This window comes from Bradyrhizobium sp. Leo114 (assembly GCF_055229415.2).
Map to the genome: position 1 here is coordinate 38,421 of NZ_JBUYEN020000019.1, position 19,793 is coordinate 58,213.

The following is a 19,793-nucleotide window of genomic DNA, read 5'->3' on the forward strand; positions in this document are numbered from 1 at the left end:
AGGCGCGATGCAGGATGGCAAGGCGGCCTCTCGCGCTGACGCGCATGGCATCGATGTCGCGCAGCTTCTACCTGCTCTTCTTTTTCTTCTTTTTGGCCTTCTTGGCTTTGGCGGCCTTGCCTAACTTCGCCAAGCCCTTTTCCGTGAGGGCCAACGCATCTCTGAGCTGATCCCGCTCGCGCTTGAGCAGATCCCTCAGACTTTTCTTTTCGTCGGGTGTCAGCTTATCGAAATCAAGATACGGAACAAATCCCATAGTAAATACCCCGGGTTTCCCGCCGCCCCTTGCCAGGCGCGGGAACGATGTTGCTCGCGAAGCGACAAATAATCAAGGTAGTTTTCTCACTCGTTACAGCCTGGAGTAATCGACGCCTGCGCATCTCATGCGGCGCGGCGACGGAGCAAACGTTGCAACGGCGCATCAGGCTGCGCTGCAGCACGCGTGAGGATCACAACAAGATCCTCCATCCATTGTGGAATCACATGGTGTCCGAACAGCTCGCGCTTGTAACTGCACGAGCCGGTGATGCCAGTCTGCCGCTCCTTCAGCATCAGCGAGAGCCAGGTCTGATTGACCGGCAGCACGGGCTGTCCTTCGCGGTAGGCGCTTCCAAGCGTGCGTATCTTCACATCCGAAAACTTCAGCGGCTGGCGCAGCGGATTCTGCAAGGTGAAGTAGACCTGGATCAGGGAGGCTGGATCGATGCCCGTTTCTGCGAGCCGCGCGGCGAGAATGTTGAAGGGCAATTCCTGTCGGGCATGGGCTTCGAGAACGCTGTCGCGCACGCGGGCGAATGCCTGTCGAAACGAAAGGCCGGGATCGATGCGGGTGCGGACGATTACGGTGTTCTCGAACGGTCCGATCACTTGCTCGGTGTCAGGCCGGGAACGATTGGCCATCGCAGTGGCCACGCAAATGTCATCGCGGCCGGTTTGTATCGCGAGCAGTGTCTTCAGACCGGCCAACAGCGCCATGAACAGCGTGCCATTCTCTCGGCTTGCAAAGGCGGTCGCCGCTGCGACCAGATCGCCCGACAGGCGCACCGGCTGATGATCGCTAGGTGGGGCCGGCGCGACGCCGGCAATGTCACCAAAGACCGGAGTGGCGCCGCGCAAATTCTCCTTCCAATAACTGGCCTGCTGCGCCGCAGCGTCGGTCGCACACCATCCGCGCTGACGACGCGCCGCATCGGAGAACGGCAACGCCGGTTGCAGCGCCGGTCCCGAACGACGAGCGACGAGCGACGCATAGCGTTGCGAGATCTCGTCAAAGAGGATTCCGATTGACCAGCCATCGGCGATGGCGTGGTGAATCGTGAGCAGCAGCACATGGTCGTCCGGCCCCAATCGCAACAGGCGCGCCCGCCATAACGGCGCGCGTGTCAGTTCAAATGGCGTCCGGGCTTCCTGCTCGGCGCGAAGCATGGCCTTCCTTAATTGCAGTTGGCTGGCGCGCCTGTCGCCCGACGGCGCCCGAACCGTCAGATCTTCAACGTTCAATGGCGCGGCGCGCTTGCCGGGCGGCGTGATCACGAGCGCAGGCTCGTCGCCATCCCAGCCAAAGGCGGTGCGCAGCGACTCGTGACGGCGCATCACCTCACCAAGACTTTTCTTTAGTGCGGCGAGATCGAGCAGCCCCTGCAGCCGCAGTGCAAAGGGCAGGTTGAACAGGGGAAGCCCCGGAAGCGCGCTCTCGATGCCGAGCATCTGGGCCTGCGCGATGGACGGCAGGCGCGGGCCCGTTTCCACGAGATCCGGAATGATCGGCAGAACCTGCTGCGGTTTCCTTGCCAACGCATCGTCGATGCGCTGCGCGAGTTCTTCTACGGTCGGCGCCTCGAAGATCGTCTTGATCGGCAACGACACCCCGAACGCCCGCGCGAGACGCGCCATCGCCTGGCCCGCCAACAATGAATGGCCGCCAAGGTCGAAGAAATTGTCGGCGATGCCGATGCTGGGGACTTTCAGCAGATCGATCCAGATATCGGTCAGCGTCTTCTCGGTGCCGCGTCGCGCCGGCGCCGTCACGCCGCTGGCCTTCGGTTCGGATTGATGTACCCCCCTCAGCGCGGCACGGTCGACCTTGCCGTGACTGTTGAGCGGAATGCGTTCAAGGAACAGGAGGGCTGCGGGCACCATGTGGCCCGGCAGCCTGCTCTTGAGGAAATCGCGTAGCGCACCGGCATCCGGCCGGCTGCCCGGAGCCGCGACGATGTGCGCGACCAGCCGGGTCTCGCCGCCGGCGTCGCGCGGCTCGACGATGGCAGCACGGATATCCGGATGATCAAGCAGAACATGCTCGATCTCCTTCAGCTCGATCCGATAGCCGCGGATCTTGACCTGATCGTCGATGCGCTCCATGCATTCGATCGTGCCGTCGCAGCGGCGCCGGGCGAGATCGCCGGTCCGATACAAACGCGCGTCGGCATCTTGCGAAAAGGGGTCGCACAGGAAACGTGCATTCGTCTGCCCGGGATCATTGATGTAGCCGCGCCCGACCCCGGCGCCGCCGACGCAGAGCTCCCCCACCATCCCGGCCGGCACCGGCTGCAGATGCGGATCGAGCACGTAAAGGCGCGTATTTGGCAAGGGGCGGCCGATCGGAACGCTGGTCGCGAGCGCCGGCGGCGCAGTAAGGCGATAGAGCGCGACGTCATCGGAGCATTCCGATGCGCCGTAGGCGTCGACCAACGGCACCTCGGGAAACCGCCGAAACCAGGCGCGGCAGAGATCGACGGCGAGCGGCTCGCCGGTCGAGATCAGGAGGCGCAGTCGGGAGAAGGCGCGCCGCACCGGCGCTTCGTCGGCTTGTTCAAGGATAACCCGCAGCAGCGACGGCACGATCTGCAGCACCGTGACCCCTGCCCGCTCGATTTCTTGCGCCAGCCGTTCGGGATCGCGCACGATCTCGTCGGCACAAATGTGGACGCGTGCGCCGGCGACGATACCGGCGAGAAATTGCCAGACCGAGATCACGAAACTCTGCGGCGCGGTCTGCGCGATGACGTCCGCGGACGACAGGCCAAGCTCGGAGATCAGGGACGCGAGATGATTGGACAATCCCCGCTGCTCGATCATCACGCCCTTGGGCGTCCCCGACGAGCCGGAGGTGTAGATGACATAGGCGAGATTCGATGGCGTGCGCCGCGCCGGCTTTACCGGATTGGCAGCGGTCAGGCCCTCAAGCTGGACGATGGGCATCGAGCGCTGAATAAGCGAGCTGGAAAGCACTTCCTGCAAGGCCGAGGAGCTGCTTGCTCCGACCAATATCAAGTGTGCCCCGCTGGATGCGAGAATCGCGGCCAGCCGTGCAGCGGGTTGGGTCGGGTCCAGGCAGAGAAAGGCCGCCCCGACGCGCTGTACCGCGAGCATCGCAGCCAGCAGATCCGGGCTTCGCTCGGCGAATAGCGCGACCACCGTCTCGTCGCCGATATCCTCCTGCGCGAGCCGCGCGGCGATTGCCGCGCTGCGGCTGGCGAGCTCGCGGTAGCTCACACGCACCTCGCCTGCGGAGACCGCGACCGCTGCCGGCGCACGCGCGACCTGCTGGTCGAACCGCTCGCAGAGATCGAAGGCGCTGAAATCGGCTTCGACCCCATTGCAAGCCGCCAGCGCGCGGCGGCGCTCTGCCGGCGACAGCAGCGGCAGGCGCGAAATTCGCTCCTCGGGATCGGCAATGACCGCTTTCAGGAGCCGCTCGAAATGCACAGCCATTCCCGCAATCGTCGAAGCGTCGAACAGGTCGGTGCTGTATTCGAAGAAACCCGAAAAACGGCCATCGGCCTCGACCAGCTCGAGCGTGACGTCGAAGCGCGAAATCTGGGGATCGATCTCGAGGCGCTGCGTCGACAAGTCCGGAAACGTCGCCGCCTCGATCGAAGCGCTTTGCAGGATGAACATCACCGGAAATAGCGGGTTGCCGTCGCGGCTGCGCGACACCTGCAGCGCCCGCAACACCTCCTCGATCGGCAGATCCTGGTTGCGATAGGCGTCGAGCGTGACATGCCGCACCCGCCGCAATAGCTCGCCGAAGGTCGGATCGCCGGAGCAGTCGGTTCGCAGGATCACGGTGTTGGCGAACAGCCCGATCAGGCGTTCGGTCTGGATCTGATTGCGGTTCGCGATCAGCGAGCCGATCGCGACATCGTCGTGGCCGGTGTAGCGATGGAGAAGGCATTGAAACGCCGCGAGCAGCGTCATGAACGGCGTGACGCCCTTGGCCTGGCTCAGCGCCCTCAGCCGCGCCGACAAGCCTTGCGGCAGTTCGATGTAATGCCGGGCGCCGCGCCCGCTCCAGATCTGTGGGCGTGGGCGATCGGTGCGCAGCGGCAGCGTGGTGACGCCATCAAGCTGCCTGCGCCAGTAGCTCAACTGCTCCTTTGCCGCCGACGTCGCCGCCCAATCCTGCTGCCACGCGGCAAAGTCGCGGTATTGGAACGCGAGCGGAGGCAACGCGGCCGCGCGGCTTGCCGCATAATGCGCTTGAAGCTCCTGCCAGAACAACCGCTGTGACCAACCGTCGGTGACGAGGTGATGGATGTTGATCAGCAGCGCATGATCGGTCGCACCAAAGCGCAGCAGCCTGGCTTTGAGCGGCGGTTCATGTTCGAGATCGAATTGGTGATGCGCCAATCTCAGGGCTTCCCGCCGGATCGCCCTTTCGCGCTCGCCCTTGGCGCATCCCTTCAAGTCCACGTGTTCGAGCCGTGGCATCGCCGCATCGACGCGTTGCACCGGCTCGCCCAGCCATTCGGAGAAGGTCGAACGCAAGACCTCGTGCCGCTCGCAAAGCGCTGCGATACCAGCCTCGAACGCGGCGACGTCGAGCCGGCCGGACAGGCGCGCCACTTCGACGACATTGTAATTGTACTTGGTCTTATCCAGCCGGCTGAGGACGTACATCCGCTGCTGCTGGAACGAGAGCGGCGCGCGGCCTGACTCTGTTGCGGTCTTGCGCCATCCCGGCATCACGAGGTCGCGGCCCGCCGCGCCCGATTGCAGTCGCCCGGCAAGCTCAGCGACCGTCGGCGCCTCGAAAATCTCCTTGAACGACAGATCAGCGCCGAATTGTTCGCGCAGGCGCGACAGCATTTGCGTCACGCCGAGCGAATCCGCGCCCAGCGCGAAGACGTCCTGATCGACGCCGACCCGCTCCACCTCCAGGAGCCTCGCCCAGATCTCGGCCAATTGCCGCTCCAATTCGGAGCGAGGCAAACGCTTGTGTTCGGTGTCCTCGCTTGCCGGTCCGGCCGACACCAATTCGACAAGCGCGCTTCGCTTGAGTTTGCCGCTCGCCCCTTTCGGCAACGCCTGAACCATCCGGATCAGGCCAGGCACCTTATAGGCGGCGAGCCGCTGCCGCGCGAATTGCCGAAGCTGATGCGCTGTCGCGCCGGACTGCGGCCGCAGCACGATCGCTGCGCCGACGGTCTCGCCGAGCTTCTGGTGCGGAATGCCGAAGACGCCGGCCTCGAGCACATCGGGGTGGCCCAACAACGCCTCTTCCACTTCCAACGGCGAGATCTTCTGCCCGCCGCGGTTGATGACGTCCTTGATGCGGCCGACGATGAACAGATAACCGTCGGGGTCGAAATAGCCGAGGTCGCCGGTCCTGAACCAGCCATCCCGGAAGGCGGCTCTGGTCGCCTCGGGATCGTTGTAATAGCCCCGGCTGATGGTCGGGCCGCGCAGCACGATCTCGCCGTGCTCGCCGGCCGGCAGCCGCCGGCCTTCATTATCCATGATCGCGATCTCGGGGCCGGCGGGCAGGCCGACCGAGCCCGGCTTGCGCCGGTGGCGAGGGTTGGCGGCGATCTGGGATGCGCCTTCCGTCATGCCGTAGATCTCGATCACGGGCACGCCGAACCGCGCTTCCAGCCCTTGGAGAATGTCGGGGGTCAGCGAAGCCGATGCCGAGCGGATCACGCGCAGCGAAGAGCCCCGCGTCATCTCTGTGTCATGCTCTGAAGCGGATAGCAGCGCGCGGTGGATGGTCGGCACCGCAGTATACCAGGTCGGCTTCAACTCCTTCAGGCAGGCGAAGAAGGAAACGGGGTCGAAGCCCGCGGTGCAGATAACGCTCGATCCGGCCGCGAGCGCCGTGAGCAGGCCGGATATCAGGGCATGCGCATGAAACAGCGGCAGCATGTTGAGCAGGCGATCCTGCGGCCCGAGCGCGAAGACCACCGCAGCATTGTAGGCCGAAAGACACACGCTCGCATGTGTCAGCGGCACCATCTTAGGGCGAGACGCCGTGCCCGAGGTCAGCAGGATAAAGGCATCATCCTCTCCGCGCGCAGCCCCGCCCACAACGGCAGGCCCAACCGACGGGCCTGCCAATTCGAAGGCGCCAAGACCCTGGCCGCCCCGGGGCGACAGATCGATCACAGCAACCCCCAGCGCGTGCGCGGCGGCCCGGCTTGCAGACCCCGCTTCCGTAGACGTGACGAGAGCGGCAAGCTCCAGCTCGCTGAAATAGCGCTGAAATTCATCCCCGGTCAGGTCCGGATTGACCGGGATGCAGACGGCTGCTGTTGCGACCGCAATGAGGGCCAGCGCGTTATCGACGCCCCGCGGCAATACCACGGCGACGCGATCGGCCTGAGCGATGCCGAGCCTGCGCAATTGATGGACGGTCTCACTGGTGCGCGCGGCAAGCCCGGCATAGGTCACCGCGTCCCGCCCGGGAGCAAGCACCGCAGGCCGATCGGGCGCATTGCGGGAATAAAAATCCAGCATATCGCCGATGCTCGAAAAGGCCTGGATGCACGAAACGGCTTGGCCTCCGGTGCTGCGGCCGGCCGATCCTTGCGACGGTGTGGCTGCGATGTCCGACAAGCTCGTGCCTTTTTGCTCGAGTTGAGCTATTGTTCTCGAACTTCGCAGATCCGTCCAGACCGAGGTCGGGCAAAAGTCCCCAAAATGTGCGCAACCGAACGGAGACACGTCCTTTCTCCTGAGATGCAGCTCGACGGATAATCATGCCGGAGAATAAGCCGGGTTCTGAAACGACAGATGGCTTGAAGCACTGGCTCGAGGAGGCCGGCCTCGGCCAATACGCCGATCTTTTCATCCAGCACCGCATCGGCCTCGATGTCATCCCCGATCTGACCGAAGAAGATCTGGCGAAGCTTGGTCTGCCGATGGGCGATCGCAGGCGCCTGCAGCGCGCGATAGGCTCGCTCGTCCCGATCGCACCGAGCAATCCGGTAGCGGATCGCAGCGTCCCGCCGAGAACGGGCAACGCCGCCGAGCGGCGCCAGCTCACCGCCATGTTCTGCGACATGGTCGGCTCCACCTCGCTCTCCGAGCAGTTCGATCCCGAGGATGTGCGCGACATCATCGGCCGTTTCAGGGAGACCTGCGTCCGGATCGTGAAGCACTATGACGGCTTCGCCGCACGCTATATCGGCGACGCCATCCTGATCTATTTTGGCTACCCGCACGCGCATGAAGACGACGCCGAGCGTGCGGTGCGCGCCGGGCTTGAGATCGTCGAGGCGCTGTCATCGGCGCAGGGCGGCGAGCAGCGAGCGGCGTCCAGCTATACGCCTGCGGTTCGGATCGGAATTGCGACCGGCCTTGCCGTCGTCGGAGACCTGATCGGGCAGAGCACCGAGGAGCGCGATTCCGCCGTCGGCGAAACGCTGAACCTTGCCGCCCGGCTGCAGCCGCTTGCCCCCGTCAATGGGGTGGTCATCGCGTCCTCGACGCAATCGCTGTTGAGGGGAAAGTTCGACTACCAGAACCTCGGCATTCACGCGCTCAAGGGGATATCCGAAAAAGTCCAGGCCTGGCGCGTGGTCCGCCGCGCGCGCACGGAAACACGCTTCGCCGCGGCAATGGGTCCTAGATTGACGCCGCTGGTCAACCGGGAGGAAGAAATCGCCCTGCTGATGCGACGCTGGCAACAGGCCAAGCGGGGTCATGGCCAGGTCGTGCTGCTGTCGGGCGAGCCCGGAATCGGCAAGTCGCGCGTTTTCCAGGAGATTCACGAGCGGATCGCGGGCGAGCATCACGGGCAATTGTCGTTCCAGTGTTCTCCTTATTACACCGGCACCGCGTTCTATCCGTTTATCGAGCAGTTCAAATTCGCGATCGGACTCGATCGCGAAGGCTCTTCGGTGCTGGCGCTTTCAAGCCTCGAAGCGGCCGTGATCGCCGCAAAGGGCAATGTGCAGCAGGTGGTGCCGATCTTTGCTGCGCTATTGTCGATCTCGACCGGCGATCGGCATGCGCTGCCGGAGCTTTCGCCGCAGCAGCACAAGGATGTGACGGTCGCCGCGCTGGTGAACCATCTGGTCGGGCTCGCGCGCGACCAGCCATTGATGATCGCCTTGGAGGATGCCCACTGGATCGATCCGACCTCGCGGGAAGTGCTTGATCTCTTGGTGGAGCGGGCTCAGAACGCAGCCATCCTCGTGATCGTCACCTGCCGCCCGGAATTCAAGCCGAGCTGGAATGCGCATCGCCACATCACGGCATTGACGCTCAACCGGCTCAGCCGGCAACTGCGGACGACGTTGGTCGAGCGGGTCGCAGGCCGGCGGGAACTGCCGAGGGAAGTGGTCGAGGAGATCATCGTCAGGACCGATGGCGTGCCGCTATTCCTGGAAGAGCTGACCAAGGCCGTCATCGAATCCAACCTGCTCACCGAGCGGCATGGGCGCTACGTCTTCACCGGACCATGGCGCCAGCTCTCGATCCCGGCCACCCTGACCGACTCGCTGATGGCGCGCCTCGATCGCATGGGGCCGTTCAAGAAGATCGCCCAGATCGGAGCCACGATCGGCCGCGAGTTCTCCTACGAGATCCTTCGCGCGGTCGCCGAAGCTCCGGCGGAGCAGATCGAGGCAGCGCTTGATCATCTCGAGCAAGCGGGACTGATCGTTTGCCGCGGTCATCCGCCGGATGCGATCTATGCCTTCAAGCATGTGATGATCCAGGACGCGGCGCATTCGAGCCTCCTGCACAGCGAAAGACGAAGGCTGCATTCGCGGATCGCTGAGGTGATTGCGGATCTCTATCCCGAACGTACCGAGCGCGAGCCCGAGCTTTTCGCCTATCACCTGACCGAATCCGGCCAGGCCGAACCTGCCGTTGGTTTCTGGCTGAAGGCGGGCAGGCAGTCCGCAAAGGCGGGCGCCAATCTGGAAGCGATCAGCCATCTCCGGCGCGGCCTCGGCGTCACCCAAAGCCATCCCAAGATGATGCGACGCGACGAAATGGAGCTGGAGCTTCGCACCGCGCTGGGCAACGCCTTGATCGCCGCCAAGGGCTACGCCGCGCAGGAGGTCGAGGAAAACTACGCCCAGGCGCTCGAGCTCGGCCGTCAGCTTGACGATGAGGCAAATGTGTTCGCGGCGACCCGCGGGCTTTGGGTGTACCATTTCATCCGCGCCGATCTGAAGCGCGCCCATGATCTCAGCGTCGAACTCCTGCAATTCGCGAAGCGCGTACGCCCGAACGCAACCGCGCAATCGATGCAGCAGCATGCCGGATATCTGATCGAGGCCCACAGGTCGATCGCCATGACCATGCTCTATCGCGGGCGATTTGCGGCTTCGCACTATCATCTGCAGCGCTGCATCGGGCTCTACACGCCCGAATGGCACGGCGAACTGACCGAGCGGCACGGTATCGATCCTGGCGTCGTGTCGCTGTCCTATCTCGGATATCTCCAGTGGTTTCTCGGCCGTCCCGATGCGGCGCGCCAGCACACCGAGGATGCGATCGTCAACGCCGAACAGCTGCGTCATCCGTTCACGCTCGCCTTTGCCCTCGAGTTCGGCGCCTATCTTTGCCAGCACCTGCGCGATGTCGAGGGCACCATGAACTATTCCGACCGCGCCATGGTGGTCTCGTCGGATCATGGCTTCCAGCATTGGAAGCAGCAGGCAGGCATTCTGCGCGCATGGGCGATGGTCGAACTCGGCGATATCGACGAAGGGCTGAAGCAGATGCGGGTGGGACTGGAGGGCTATGAAGCCATGGAGGCCTGGCTGGCGACCTGCTGGTTCAGGAGCCTGCTCGCGACTGCCTATGCGAAAGTCGGCCGCCTGGAAGCGGCACTGCGGACGCTGGACGGCGCACTCGCGGTTGCGAGGCGCACCGGTGACCATTTCTTCCTCGCCGAGGTCTATCGCCTGCAGGGTGAAACGACCTTTGCTCAAGGCGGGCTCGCTGTGGCCGACGACGTCGAGGAGCTGTTCCGCCGTTCGATCGAGCTGGCCCGCGAGCAGAGCGCGCTTGCATGGGAATTGCGATCGGTCGTCAGCCTGGCACGCCTTTGGCGCGATGCCGGCAGGCGCGAGCAGGCCGTTGAACTGCTCGTGCCTGTTACAGCGCAGTTCGCGGAAGGCTTCCTTACGCCGGACCTGAAGGACGCGTGGAATCTGATGGAGGAACTCGGCGCGAATCCGTCAAGGCAGCATCCATGGGCCAACCAGACAGGGCTACACCAGGCCGGATGAGCGATCTGGCGGCGGCAAGACGACGCTACGCGCAAGCGATCCGGCAACGCGAGCAGATTTCGTCGGCGCGCCTGCTGCGGGCTTTCGCCACGGTGCCGCGCGAGCACTTTGCGGGCGATGGCCCTTGGCGCATCCGGCGCGAGGTCGGACGCGGCTACAGCTCCACCGCCGACGCCGATCCCGTTCATCTCTACGACGACGCGCTGGTGGCGATCGATGAACGGCGCAAGCTCGACACCGGACTGCCGAGCTTGTGGGCGCATTTCTTCGATGTTCTCGACATCAAGGCGAACGAGCGCGTGGTGCAGATCGGCTGCGGGCTCGGCTATTATTCGGCGATCCTGTCCAGGATCGTCGGCGCGCAAGGCATGGTCCTTGCCATCGACTGTAACAAGACATTGGCCAGCCGTGCCGCCGCCAATCTGAGGCGATACAGCAATGTCGAGGTGATCCACGGCGACGGCTGCAACGACGTCGGCGGCCCGGCCGATGTGATCGTCGTCCATGCCGGCTTCAATCATCCGCATCCGCTGTGGATCGAATCGCTCCGCCGCAACGGCCGCCTGCTGGTCCCGCTGACCAAGCGGGGCCGGGCCGGCATCGTCATCAAGATCACCCGCCTCGCCCGCTGCTATCAGGCCGAAGTCGTCAGGGGCATCAGGATCATCCCGGGCAAAGGCCGAGGCGGAACCGCGCTCGACGAACGCGTGACGGACTGGTGGCAACGCGCCGTCGCCCTCGCACCGCTGCGGTTTCAAAGCATCGAACAGGGACTGCCGTCTGAGCGGAAACCGCGACCTACTTAGAGCGTGATGACGTTTCTTCGAATCGTCTCACGCTGCCCACTTTTCCGGATCATGCTCTGGCGACTTCCGACGAGCGCAATTGGGAGCACGTCACCCTCTGCACGCCAAGCCGACCGCCCCTGCGCATAGCGGACGTCATCTGGATCGCTTCTTGATCTTCCTCAAAGCGGCGCAGCATTCATCGCGCCAAGCGCTGACGAGCGCCGGCTGAGCCGACGCGAGAGTCAGGGCGATCGCGCGTTTCCAAGAGCCAGGAACAGCGTCTGTTGCCACCGATCGCTTTCGATTTGATCGAGCACGGCAAGATCGAGCATCGGCCGCAAGGCACTGCCTTTCGGCAGCACGATCGCATATCGCTCGCTGCTGAAGCTGGTATCGACGACTCGGATCGAGCCTGAGAAGTCGTTACGAACGATCCAGGCCAGCAGCGGCTTGTCATGCACGAAGGCATCGATCTGACCGCGGCTCAGTGCGGACAGGCCGCTTTGAGCGTCGGGAAATGCTCGGAACGAAAGCTGCTGGCGCGTGAGGTAGTCGCTTGTCGGAGAGTTCGCGACGGCGCCGACGCGCACGGATCGCAGGTCGTTGAAGCTGTGGACTGCGCCTTGCAGTTCCCTGCGCGTGAGGGTGGAGGTGATGCCGGCGGTGAACACGGCTATCGCGATCACGGAAGCGATCATCCACCCGGTCGCGACGATCCGCCCGGGAAGCGTTGCCGGTGCATTCGCTGCGGCTCCGGCCTGCGTCATGGCAATGGTCGACCACCAGAAGCTGGAGCCGAGCCCCTTGGCGCCCCCGCCGAAATGTTCCGTCTTCCGCCGCTCCAGCAGCCAAATGATGAAGCCCACCGCCATCGCAAAACAAAGCAGCAGACCGACAGCCTGGAAGAAGCCGAAAGAGAGAAGCGCCCGTCCGATCGAGACCCAGGGGCTCTCGTTGAGAGCCACCGCAATCCCGAGTCCGGTGTTGTAGAAAGGTTGGGTGAAATCGACATCGCGTGCACGTGCAGCGGTCACGGTTACGGCCGCGACGCCGGCGTCGAAGGTGCCTTTCGCGACGCCATCCAACAGATCCTGCACACTCTGCGTCTCAACCAGGCGAAACTTAAGATGCGCCCGATCAGCGATTCGTCTCCAGAGCTCAATGCTGATACCGCCCCAAGTCCCGTCCGGCTGCTTCATCGCGAAAGGCGGGGCTTCCTTGGTCGCCACCACCAATTCTTTGTCAGGGGCTATGCCCTGCGCGCGGACCGCGCTGCAGACGAGCGCAAGGATCGCCAGCGGTAAGAGACATGTCAGAACCGATCGAAGCGACAAAATCACTGGTTCGCCTTGAGGGTGCCGATGTCGCCGCTCTTCACGTTCACCACGGCAGCGACGCTTCCTGCCCAAGCCGACGACATGATCGGGTGGAGTAGCGCGCATTCATTTTCGAACTCCAGCGGATTCACCGTACGCCTCGGCTTCTCCCCCGAATCTCGGAACCCAAGAAGATCCACGCGAGTCCGGCTCTGCAATTCTTACTAGAATGATGGCAATTTGGCGCGCCACTCAGAACAAATTACGATCCGCCCTGCTTGGCAGGCCTCAGCCCGGCCTATTCCAGCCACCGCGTGGCAACGAAGCTGCTTCGCTATCGCAAGAACTGTCTGAATCGCCAGAGGGAGAACCCGAACAAAATCGCTCCGATGGCCAGCAGCGCGGCGATCTGCGGCCAGACGACGTCGAATCCGGCGCCGCGGAACAGCACGGCCTGGGCGAGAATGACGAAGTGAGTGTTGGGCGCGGCGAGCATGATGTTCTGGATGATCTCGGGCATGCTCTCGCGCGGCGTCGTTGCGCCTGACAACATCTGCAGCGGCATCAGCACCAGCATCATCAGCAGGCCGAACTGCGGCATGGTTCCGCCGACCGTCGCCAGAAAGATGCCCAGGCTGGTCATGGCGAAGATGTAGAGCGCGGTGCCGAACAGGAAAAGCGGAATCGAGCCTCCGATCCGGACCGACAGCAATCCCTGCACCACCAACACGAGCGCAACGCTGGAGGCCAGAAGCACGACGAGTCCCATCGACCAGATCTTGCTCGCCATGATCTCGAATGGCGTCACCGGCATGACGAGCAGGTGCTCGATGGTCCCGTGCTCGCGCTCGCGGATCAGCGCGGCTCCGGTCAGAATGATCGACAGCATGGTGATGGAGGAGATGACGTTGTTGATGGCGCCGAACCAGCCTTTGTTGAGCTCCGGGTTGAAACGCGCGCGCAGGGCGAGCTCGATTGGCAGAGGCGCGGCCGAGCGATAGCGGGCCAGAAACTCGCTGACCTCCTCGTTCACGATGGTCTGGATGTAGCCGCTCCCGGTAAAGGCCTGCGACATGCGGGTCGCATCCACGTTGAGCTGGATGGCCGGCGATCGCTGGGCCAGTAGATCGCGCTGGAAGTTCGGCGGAATGTTGAGCGCGAAAGTGTCGAGACCCGCATCCATGCGGATGTTCACGTCCGACTGCGGAATCAGGCGCGGTATCGTGAAATAGGGTGGATTGAACGCCGTGATGATGCGCGTCGATGCCGGCGAGTTGTCCTCGTCGACGATGGCGAGCGCAGCCTGGTTCAAGGTCTCAGGCTGCGACCTGGAAGCGGTATAGATGGAGATCGTGAAGGCATAGACGATCAGGATCATCAGCATCGGGTCGCGCAGAAGACCCCGCAATTCCTTGATGCCGAGCTGGACGACGTTGGCGATATCCATGTCTAGCTCGCCTGCTTCTTCAAGAGCACCACGCCGACACCAAGCAGCACCGGGATGGTTATGAGCAACGCAATGAACTCGGCCGACAGGTCGCCGAAATCGAGCCCTTTCGAGAAAGTGCCGCGCGTGATGGTGACGAAGTGCGCGGTCGGGTAGATCCGCCCGATGACGGCGCCAGCGCCCTGGAGGGACGACACCGGATCGACCAGGCCCGAATACTGGGTGGCAGGAATCATGGTGAGCAGCGCAGTCGCGAAGATCGCGGCGATCTGGCTGGTCATGAACGCCGATATCGCAAGCCCCATCGCCGTCGTAATAGTCACGTAGAGAAGCGCCGCGACGGTGAACGCCGGGAAACTGCCCGTGAATGGAACGCGAAAGACGAACACGGCAAAGGCGGTCAACAGGAAGAAATTCAGCATGGCGAGCGCCACATAGGGAAGCTGCTTGCCGACGAGAAACTCCAGCCGTGTCACTGGCGTCACATAGAAATTGATGATCGATCCAAGCTCCTTCTCGCGCACGACGCTTAGCGTCGCCAATATCGCAGGTATGATCAGCAGGAGGATCGGGATCACGGCGGGAGCCATCGCCACAATGCTCTTGAGGTCGGGGTTGTACCGAAAACGTGTCTCGATCTGGAAATTGCCGGACGCCGCGGCGTTGCCGTATAGCAGCCGGGCCCGTTCCGTCAGCCATTGGGCATGCATCGCCTGCACATAGCCCCTCACCGTCTCCGCCCGCGAAGGCATGGCGCCGTCAATCCACGCGCCGATCTGAACGTTGCTGCCGCGCGCCACGTCGCGCCCGAACCCCGGCGGGATCTCGAGCGCCAGGCTCAGCTCACCGCTGCGCATGCGGCGGTCGAGATCGTCGTAGTCGGTGATCGCTGGCAATTCGGTGAAAAAGCGCGATCCGGAAATCTGCAGGACATAATCACGGCTGATCCCGCTTTCGTCGCGGTCCATGACGGCGAAGGACAGGTTCTCGACATCCATGTTGATGCCGTAGCCCATCACGAACATCAGAATGAGGCTGCCGAGAATGGCCAGCGTGGCGCGGATCGGGTCGCGCCGCAGTTCGAGCGCCTCCCGATGGGTGTAGGCGAACACGCGCCGCAGGTCGAAGAAGCGCATAAGCCGGTGGTGTGCCGCACCGGTTTGGTCGCCCGGCAAAGCCGCGGCCGGTGCGGCGACCTGCAGCCTGGCATCCGTCCTGCCGATCGCGTCCTGCAGATAGGCGACGAAAGCCTCTTCGAGACTGCCGCCGCCGCGCTGCTCGGCAAGCCTGGCCGGCGTGTCGCTGACCAGCACCCTGCCCGCGTGCATCAGAGAGATGCGGTCACAGCGCTCGGCCTCGTTCATGAAATGGGTCGAGACGAAGATCGTGACGTCGTCCTTGCGGGATAGATCCGACAGGATTTGCCAAAAGCCGTCGCGCGCCACCGGATCGACGCCGGATGTCGGCTCGTCTAGAATCAGGATGTCGGGTGCATGGATCATCGCCACTGCAAGTGAGAGGCGCTGGCGGACACCAAGGGGCAACGCATCGGGCAATGCGTCGATGACGTCGACGAGGTCGAACCGCCGCGTCATCTCCTGGACACGTCCCTCGATCGTGTCAGGGGCAAGCCGGAACAGTCGCGCATGTAGCTCAAGGTTCTGCCGGATCGTCAGTTCGGAATAGAGCGAGAAGGCCTGCGACATGTAGCCGACGCGGCGCCGGACATCCATGTCGTTGGTGTCGACCTCATGGCGGAATAATTTTGCGGTGCCTTCGCTGGCGGGCAACAGTCCGGTCAACACCTTCATGGTCGTGGTCTTGCCGCAACCGTTTGAGCCGAGAAAGCCGAAGATTTCGCCGCGGGGAATGCGGAAGCTCACATTGTCGACGGCGGTGAAATCGCCGAACTTCACGGTAAGCTGCTCGGCCTCGATCGCGATGTCGTCCGCGTGTTCGCTTGATCGAGGCGGAATCACCACTTCCGTGTGATCCCGCCGCTGCTCCTCCGGAAGCAGCGCAATGAAGGCGGCATCGAGATTATCAGCACCGGTCTGCCGCAGCAGGTCGGCGGGCGCGCCGGTAGCGAGCACGCGGCCTTCGTTCATTGCAACCAGCCAGTCAAAACGCGCCGCCTCCTCCATATAGGCGGTCGCGACAACGACGCTCATGCCCGGGTGGCTCTTGCGGATCTCATCGATCAGCTCCCAGAACTGGCGGCGCGAGAGCGGATCGACGCCGGTGGTCGGCTCATCCAGGATCAGGAGGTCGGGATCATGGATCAGCGCGCAGCAAAGGCCGAGCTTTTGCTTCATGCCGCCCGACAGCTTGCCTGCTGGCCGATCCGCGAAAGGAGCAAGCCCCGTTCCTTTCAGAAGCTGATCGATCCTCTCCTCGCGTTCGCTTTTGCCGTGGCCGAACAGGCGGCCGAAGAAGTCGACATTCTCGAACACCGACAGCGTCGGATAAAGGTTCTTGCCGAGACCCTGCGGCATGTAGGCGATCTGGGGGCACGTCAGCATCCGGTGCGCGGCATCGCTCATGTCTCCGCCGAGCACATCTACACGCCCTTGCTGCACCGCGCGAGCCCCGGCGACAAGAGACAGCAGGCTGGACTTGCCCACGCCATCGGGTCCGATCAAGCCAACCATGCGCGCGGCAGGAATATCGAGCGTGATGCCAGCAAGTGCGCGCGTCTTGCCGTAGGACAGTTCGACCGCATCCAGGCGTATCACTGGCGACGGGCGGGTCTCCCCTGCGGTCGACGGATCGCTCATTGGACGAGTCTCTCAGTAAGCCGCGCCGGCCACTCGGCTTTGGGGTCAAGCTGGACAAAGGCCCTGCCTGGAAGCCCGGTCTTGACCTGTTCGATGTTTCTGCGCAGCAAGTCCGGCGAGATATGCGCCCTGATGCGGAACATGAGCTTTTGACGCTCCTCCTCCGTTTCCACCGTCTTGGGCGTGAACTGCGCAACGTTGGCGACGAAGCTCGCCTTGGCGGGAATGACATGTTGGGGCGCGGCATCCAGCACGATGCGGACATCTGCACCAATTGCGACGCGCCCGGCCTGCGCGGTGGGCAGGAAGAAGGTCATGTAGACGTCGCCGAGATCGACGAGATTGAGCACGCGACCGCCGGCGGCAAGGACTTCGCCCGGCTGCGCCACGCGAAACTGCACGCGCCCGTCGCGCGGTGCTATCAAGGTGCTGTCGTTGATGTCGGCCTTGATACTCTCGATGGCCGCCTTTGCCGCGTCGATTGATGCTTCGGCGTCGACCACTTGCGCCTGGGTAGAACTGATGGCGGCCTCCGCCGCCGCACGCTGAGCCTCGGCCGCGGCCACCGCAGCCTTCGCCCCCTCGGCGGCCGCACGATCGTCGTCGAGCGTCTGTTGAGGCACGGCGTTGGTTCTGATCAATTGCTCGGATCGCCGCAGCCTTCGGTCGGCCGTATCCAGCTCGGCGTTGCGCTGCGCAATCACTGCGGTGGCGGCTTTTCGCTCGGCTTCTCGCTGGGCGACGAGACTCTTGGCGGTATCGACACCGATGATCGCGCGGCGCAATTGCGCTTCGGCTTGACGGAGCTGGGCGTGGAGCTGCGTCGTGTCCATGCGCGCGAGCACTTGTCCGACTGTGACAAAATCGCCCTCTCTGACCAGGATCTCCTGGATGCGCCCCGGCGTCTTGGTGGCAATATCGATTTCGACCGCTTCGATGCGGCCGTTACCGCTGGCGATTCCCGGCGGGAGATTGTCGCTCGCGAGCCTCTGCCAGGCGTAGTAGCCACCTGCGGCCAAAAGTACGGCGAGCAGGATGATCAGCCAGCGGTTTCGGCCTTTTCTCATTGCCGACGGACCTCATCCATTACATCTGGACACATGGTCCATTGCCGGCGCGCTAAGAGGTCGCGCGCGCCGAGCCGTTGTTCACCCGGCCGCCATTGGGAACCGTATCAAGACTGATCGTAGCTCCCATCCGCCAACACCGACATCCGACAAAACCCTGAGCCAAAGCTCAGCAATGTTCCGAATTGCTTCGATAGGAAGATTTCGCGGCTGCGCTATCGCAGCCCTCTTTCGCCAAGGGTCAAATGGGTCACCGTCGCCGCGAGATTGACGCCGATCGCACGCTCGACGGAAAGCGGCTGCAGGACGACGCTTCGGCGCGAGCCGCCGATCAGCGCGTTGGCGCCAAAGCTGGGTCCCAGCGCAACATTGGCGCTGGCTCCCACATAGCTGCCGCGCATGGTGCCGGGACCAATCCGCGAGTTCTTGGCAAAGACGGCCCAGGATAGAACGCCACTTCCGGTGACGCCGAGGTCAAGGCCGACACGCCTTATCCGTCCTGCGTAAATGTAGCGTTGCGACGAACCTCGCCGGTAGAATACGCAACGTAGTGATTGCGTCGATCCCACAAGGAATCCAATCCGCGGGCTGCTCGAACACAACAGCCGACCGACCCTGAATATCTCGCCTTGCGCCGGCGTTGCGAGGGTGGAAATTGAAGCGAAAACGCACAAGGCGCCAAGCAACCGTATCGTCTGCATCTCAGGCCTCGACTTGATCTTCGGTGTTGTGAGGTGCGGCCGCGCGGCCATAGCTAAGCCAGAACGTCATGCCGATGCCGACCAGGAATACGGCCGCAAGCAGGAAGAAGATCACCGACTGCTTCAGCCAGGAGAGCGCCAGAACTGCGGCACCCATGGCGATGCCGAGGAAGCAGATCTGCGGGGACAAAAGGCTAAGGCCGGCGAGGAAGGTGCCGAGCGCCAATAGGGTCAGAAGCACCAGGCTGGTAGCCGGCGTGGGGAGCAGCTGTTGAACGCCGGAGACAAGCATGATGTTCATCGTCACCAGGACGGCCACCCAATGAAGCGCCTGGGTCCAGATCAACCGAAACTGAGCCTGCTTGCTGCCGAGCTCGGGCCATTTGGTCACGACGCAGACCACAGCGACGGCAAGCGCCAGGAACTCCCAATAACCTACAAGCGGCTGATGCGAGATATTGGTATAGGCGACGCCTGCGATGGCGAGCACGAGTGCGACGACATAGGGTAACCGCCTCCATAGAAGATCGGCTCTTCCCGAACCGGTCGAGGCAGGCGCGCCCTCGCTCCGCTGCCCGTTAGTCTCGCTCATCGAACATCCACCGCTGTCGGATTCGTTCCTGTACTGCGTTTGGATCAGTCATCGATCGCTCAAGTTACGTGAACGGATTGGGCCTGTCGTGCCACACAATCGGCCGGCTAGCGGTTCAGTTGGCCGACGACCGCCCTGCAGGGGCATAGGTGCGAACCCGCCTGCTGCCGAAATGCGGATGCCGTCCGCCGCGGTGGCGCCAATGGCGATGCTTGTGTGGGTTCATATTTGTATTCGGTGTTGCGCTCTTTTGCGCAGCCGCGCCTTGGTCAGTCGATTGGGCCACGGACAGGCTTGGCGGCGCTGCGATGGCTGCAACTACGCCGACGATCAGAGCGCCGACCACGAGTCGGATGTTCATGCACGCCTCCATATTTCCCATCGGCGATAGTGCAAGCGCTAAGGGCGGCAAGGAATGCGGGATGCCGGCAGCCGATGACTACGATCCTATCGTCGACTTTGCCGCGCGCACATCCGGGATTCTATGTAGGAGCGGGCGGCAGAAACTGCGGATCGCGGCCATGCTGCGCGACGTCCGATATCAGGAGGCGAGCCGCCCGAAAGCAATATCGCATCCGCTTCGACAAGTGGCGACGAGCGGCGACCCCAGTGAATAAGGCATCTCCTCCAGCG

Annotated in this window: 12 protein-coding genes; 3 read left to right on the plus strand and 9 right to left on the minus strand. The window is 63.4% G+C overall.

What is annotated here, in order from left to right; translation table 11 throughout:
- Positions 1 to 67 precede the first annotated feature (67 nt).
- Together ACZIRK_RS23160 and ACZIRK_RS23165 are read right to left on the minus strand one after the other, a co-directional pair.
- Complete coding sequence (locus ACZIRK_RS23160; RefSeq protein ID WP_035688766.1) at positions 68 to 256, minus strand: hypothetical protein; 189 nt, start codon at positions 254 to 256, stop codon at positions 68 to 70.
- A gap of 125 nt (positions 257 to 381) precedes the next feature.
- A complete protein-coding gene (locus ACZIRK_RS23165; RefSeq protein WP_463328153.1) occupies positions 382 to 6,738 on the minus strand; it encodes an amino acid adenylation domain-containing protein in 6,357 nt (2,118 codons plus the stop codon).
- A gap of 242 nt (positions 6,739 to 6,980) precedes the next feature.
- Here ACZIRK_RS23165 and ACZIRK_RS23170 point away from each other — a divergent pair, with 242 nt between their 5' ends.
- Both ACZIRK_RS23170 and ACZIRK_RS23175 read left to right on the plus strand, forming a co-directional pair.
- Positions 6,981 to 10,472, plus strand: coding sequence for an AAA family ATPase (locus tag ACZIRK_RS23170; RefSeq protein WP_130222874.1), 3,492 nt, complete (start codon positions 6,981 to 6,983; stop codon positions 10,470 to 10,472).
- Positions 10,469 to 11,278 (plus strand): protein-L-isoaspartate O-methyltransferase family protein, encoded by an 810-nt coding sequence (locus tag ACZIRK_RS23175; RefSeq protein WP_130222876.1) that lies wholly within the window; start codon positions 10,469 to 10,471, stop codon positions 11,276 to 11,278. Before ACZIRK_RS23170 ends, ACZIRK_RS23175 begins: the two co-directional genes overlap by 4 nt.
- A 224-nt stretch (positions 11,279 to 11,502) precedes the next feature.
- Here the strand turns inward: ACZIRK_RS23175 and ACZIRK_RS23180 are convergent, their stop codons facing one another.
- The 7 genes from ACZIRK_RS23180 to ACZIRK_RS23210 all read right to left on the minus strand — a co-directional run bounded on the left by ACZIRK_RS23180 (position 11,503) and on the right by ACZIRK_RS23210 (position 19,160).
- Positions 11,503 to 12,600: a transporter substrate-binding domain-containing protein gene (locus ACZIRK_RS23180; protein WP_245474498.1), complete on the minus strand. Its 1,098-nt coding sequence runs from the start codon at positions 12,598 to 12,600 to the stop codon at positions 11,503 to 11,505.
- Positions 12,597 to 12,728 (minus strand): hypothetical protein, encoded by a 132-nt coding sequence (locus tag ACZIRK_RS23185; RefSeq protein ID WP_283813229.1) that lies wholly within the window; start codon positions 12,726 to 12,728, stop codon positions 12,597 to 12,599. Before ACZIRK_RS23185 ends, ACZIRK_RS23180 begins: the two co-directional genes overlap by 4 nt.
- Before the next feature lie 182 nt (positions 12,729 to 12,910).
- Positions 12,911 to 14,023: an ABC transporter permease gene (locus ACZIRK_RS23190; RefSeq protein WP_130222880.1), complete on the minus strand. Its 1,113-nt coding sequence runs from the start codon at positions 14,021 to 14,023 to the stop codon at positions 12,911 to 12,913.
- Positions 14,024 to 14,025: 2 nt separating this feature from the next.
- On the minus strand, positions 14,026 to 16,800 hold the full coding sequence (rbbA, locus tag ACZIRK_RS23195; protein WP_463328154.1) for a ribosome-associated ATPase/putative transporter RbbA: 2,775 nt from the start codon (positions 16,798 to 16,800) through the stop codon (positions 14,026 to 14,028).
- On the minus strand, positions 16,797 to 17,867 hold the full coding sequence (locus tag ACZIRK_RS23200) for an HlyD family secretion protein (protein ID WP_130222884.1): 1,071 nt from the start codon (positions 17,865 to 17,867) through the stop codon (positions 16,797 to 16,799). Before ACZIRK_RS23200 ends, rbbA begins: the two co-directional genes overlap by 4 nt.
- Before the next feature lie 215 nt (positions 17,868 to 18,082).
- Positions 18,083 to 18,619: a DUF992 domain-containing protein gene (locus ACZIRK_RS23205; protein ID WP_463328155.1), complete on the minus strand. Its 537-nt coding sequence runs from the start codon at positions 18,617 to 18,619 to the stop codon at positions 18,083 to 18,085.
- Positions 18,570 to 19,160: a hypothetical protein gene (locus ACZIRK_RS23210; protein ID WP_463328156.1), complete on the minus strand. Its 591-nt coding sequence runs from the start codon at positions 19,158 to 19,160 to the stop codon at positions 18,570 to 18,572. The genes ACZIRK_RS23205 and ACZIRK_RS23210 overlap by 50 nt, the downstream gene beginning before the upstream one ends.
- 308 nt (positions 19,161 to 19,468) lie before the next feature.
- Here ACZIRK_RS23210 and ACZIRK_RS23215 point away from each other — a divergent pair, with 308 nt between their 5' ends.
- A complete protein-coding gene (locus ACZIRK_RS23215; protein WP_165435031.1) occupies positions 19,469 to 19,777 on the plus strand; it encodes a hypothetical protein in 309 nt (102 codons plus the stop codon).
- Positions 19,778 to 19,793 lie beyond the last annotated feature (16 nt).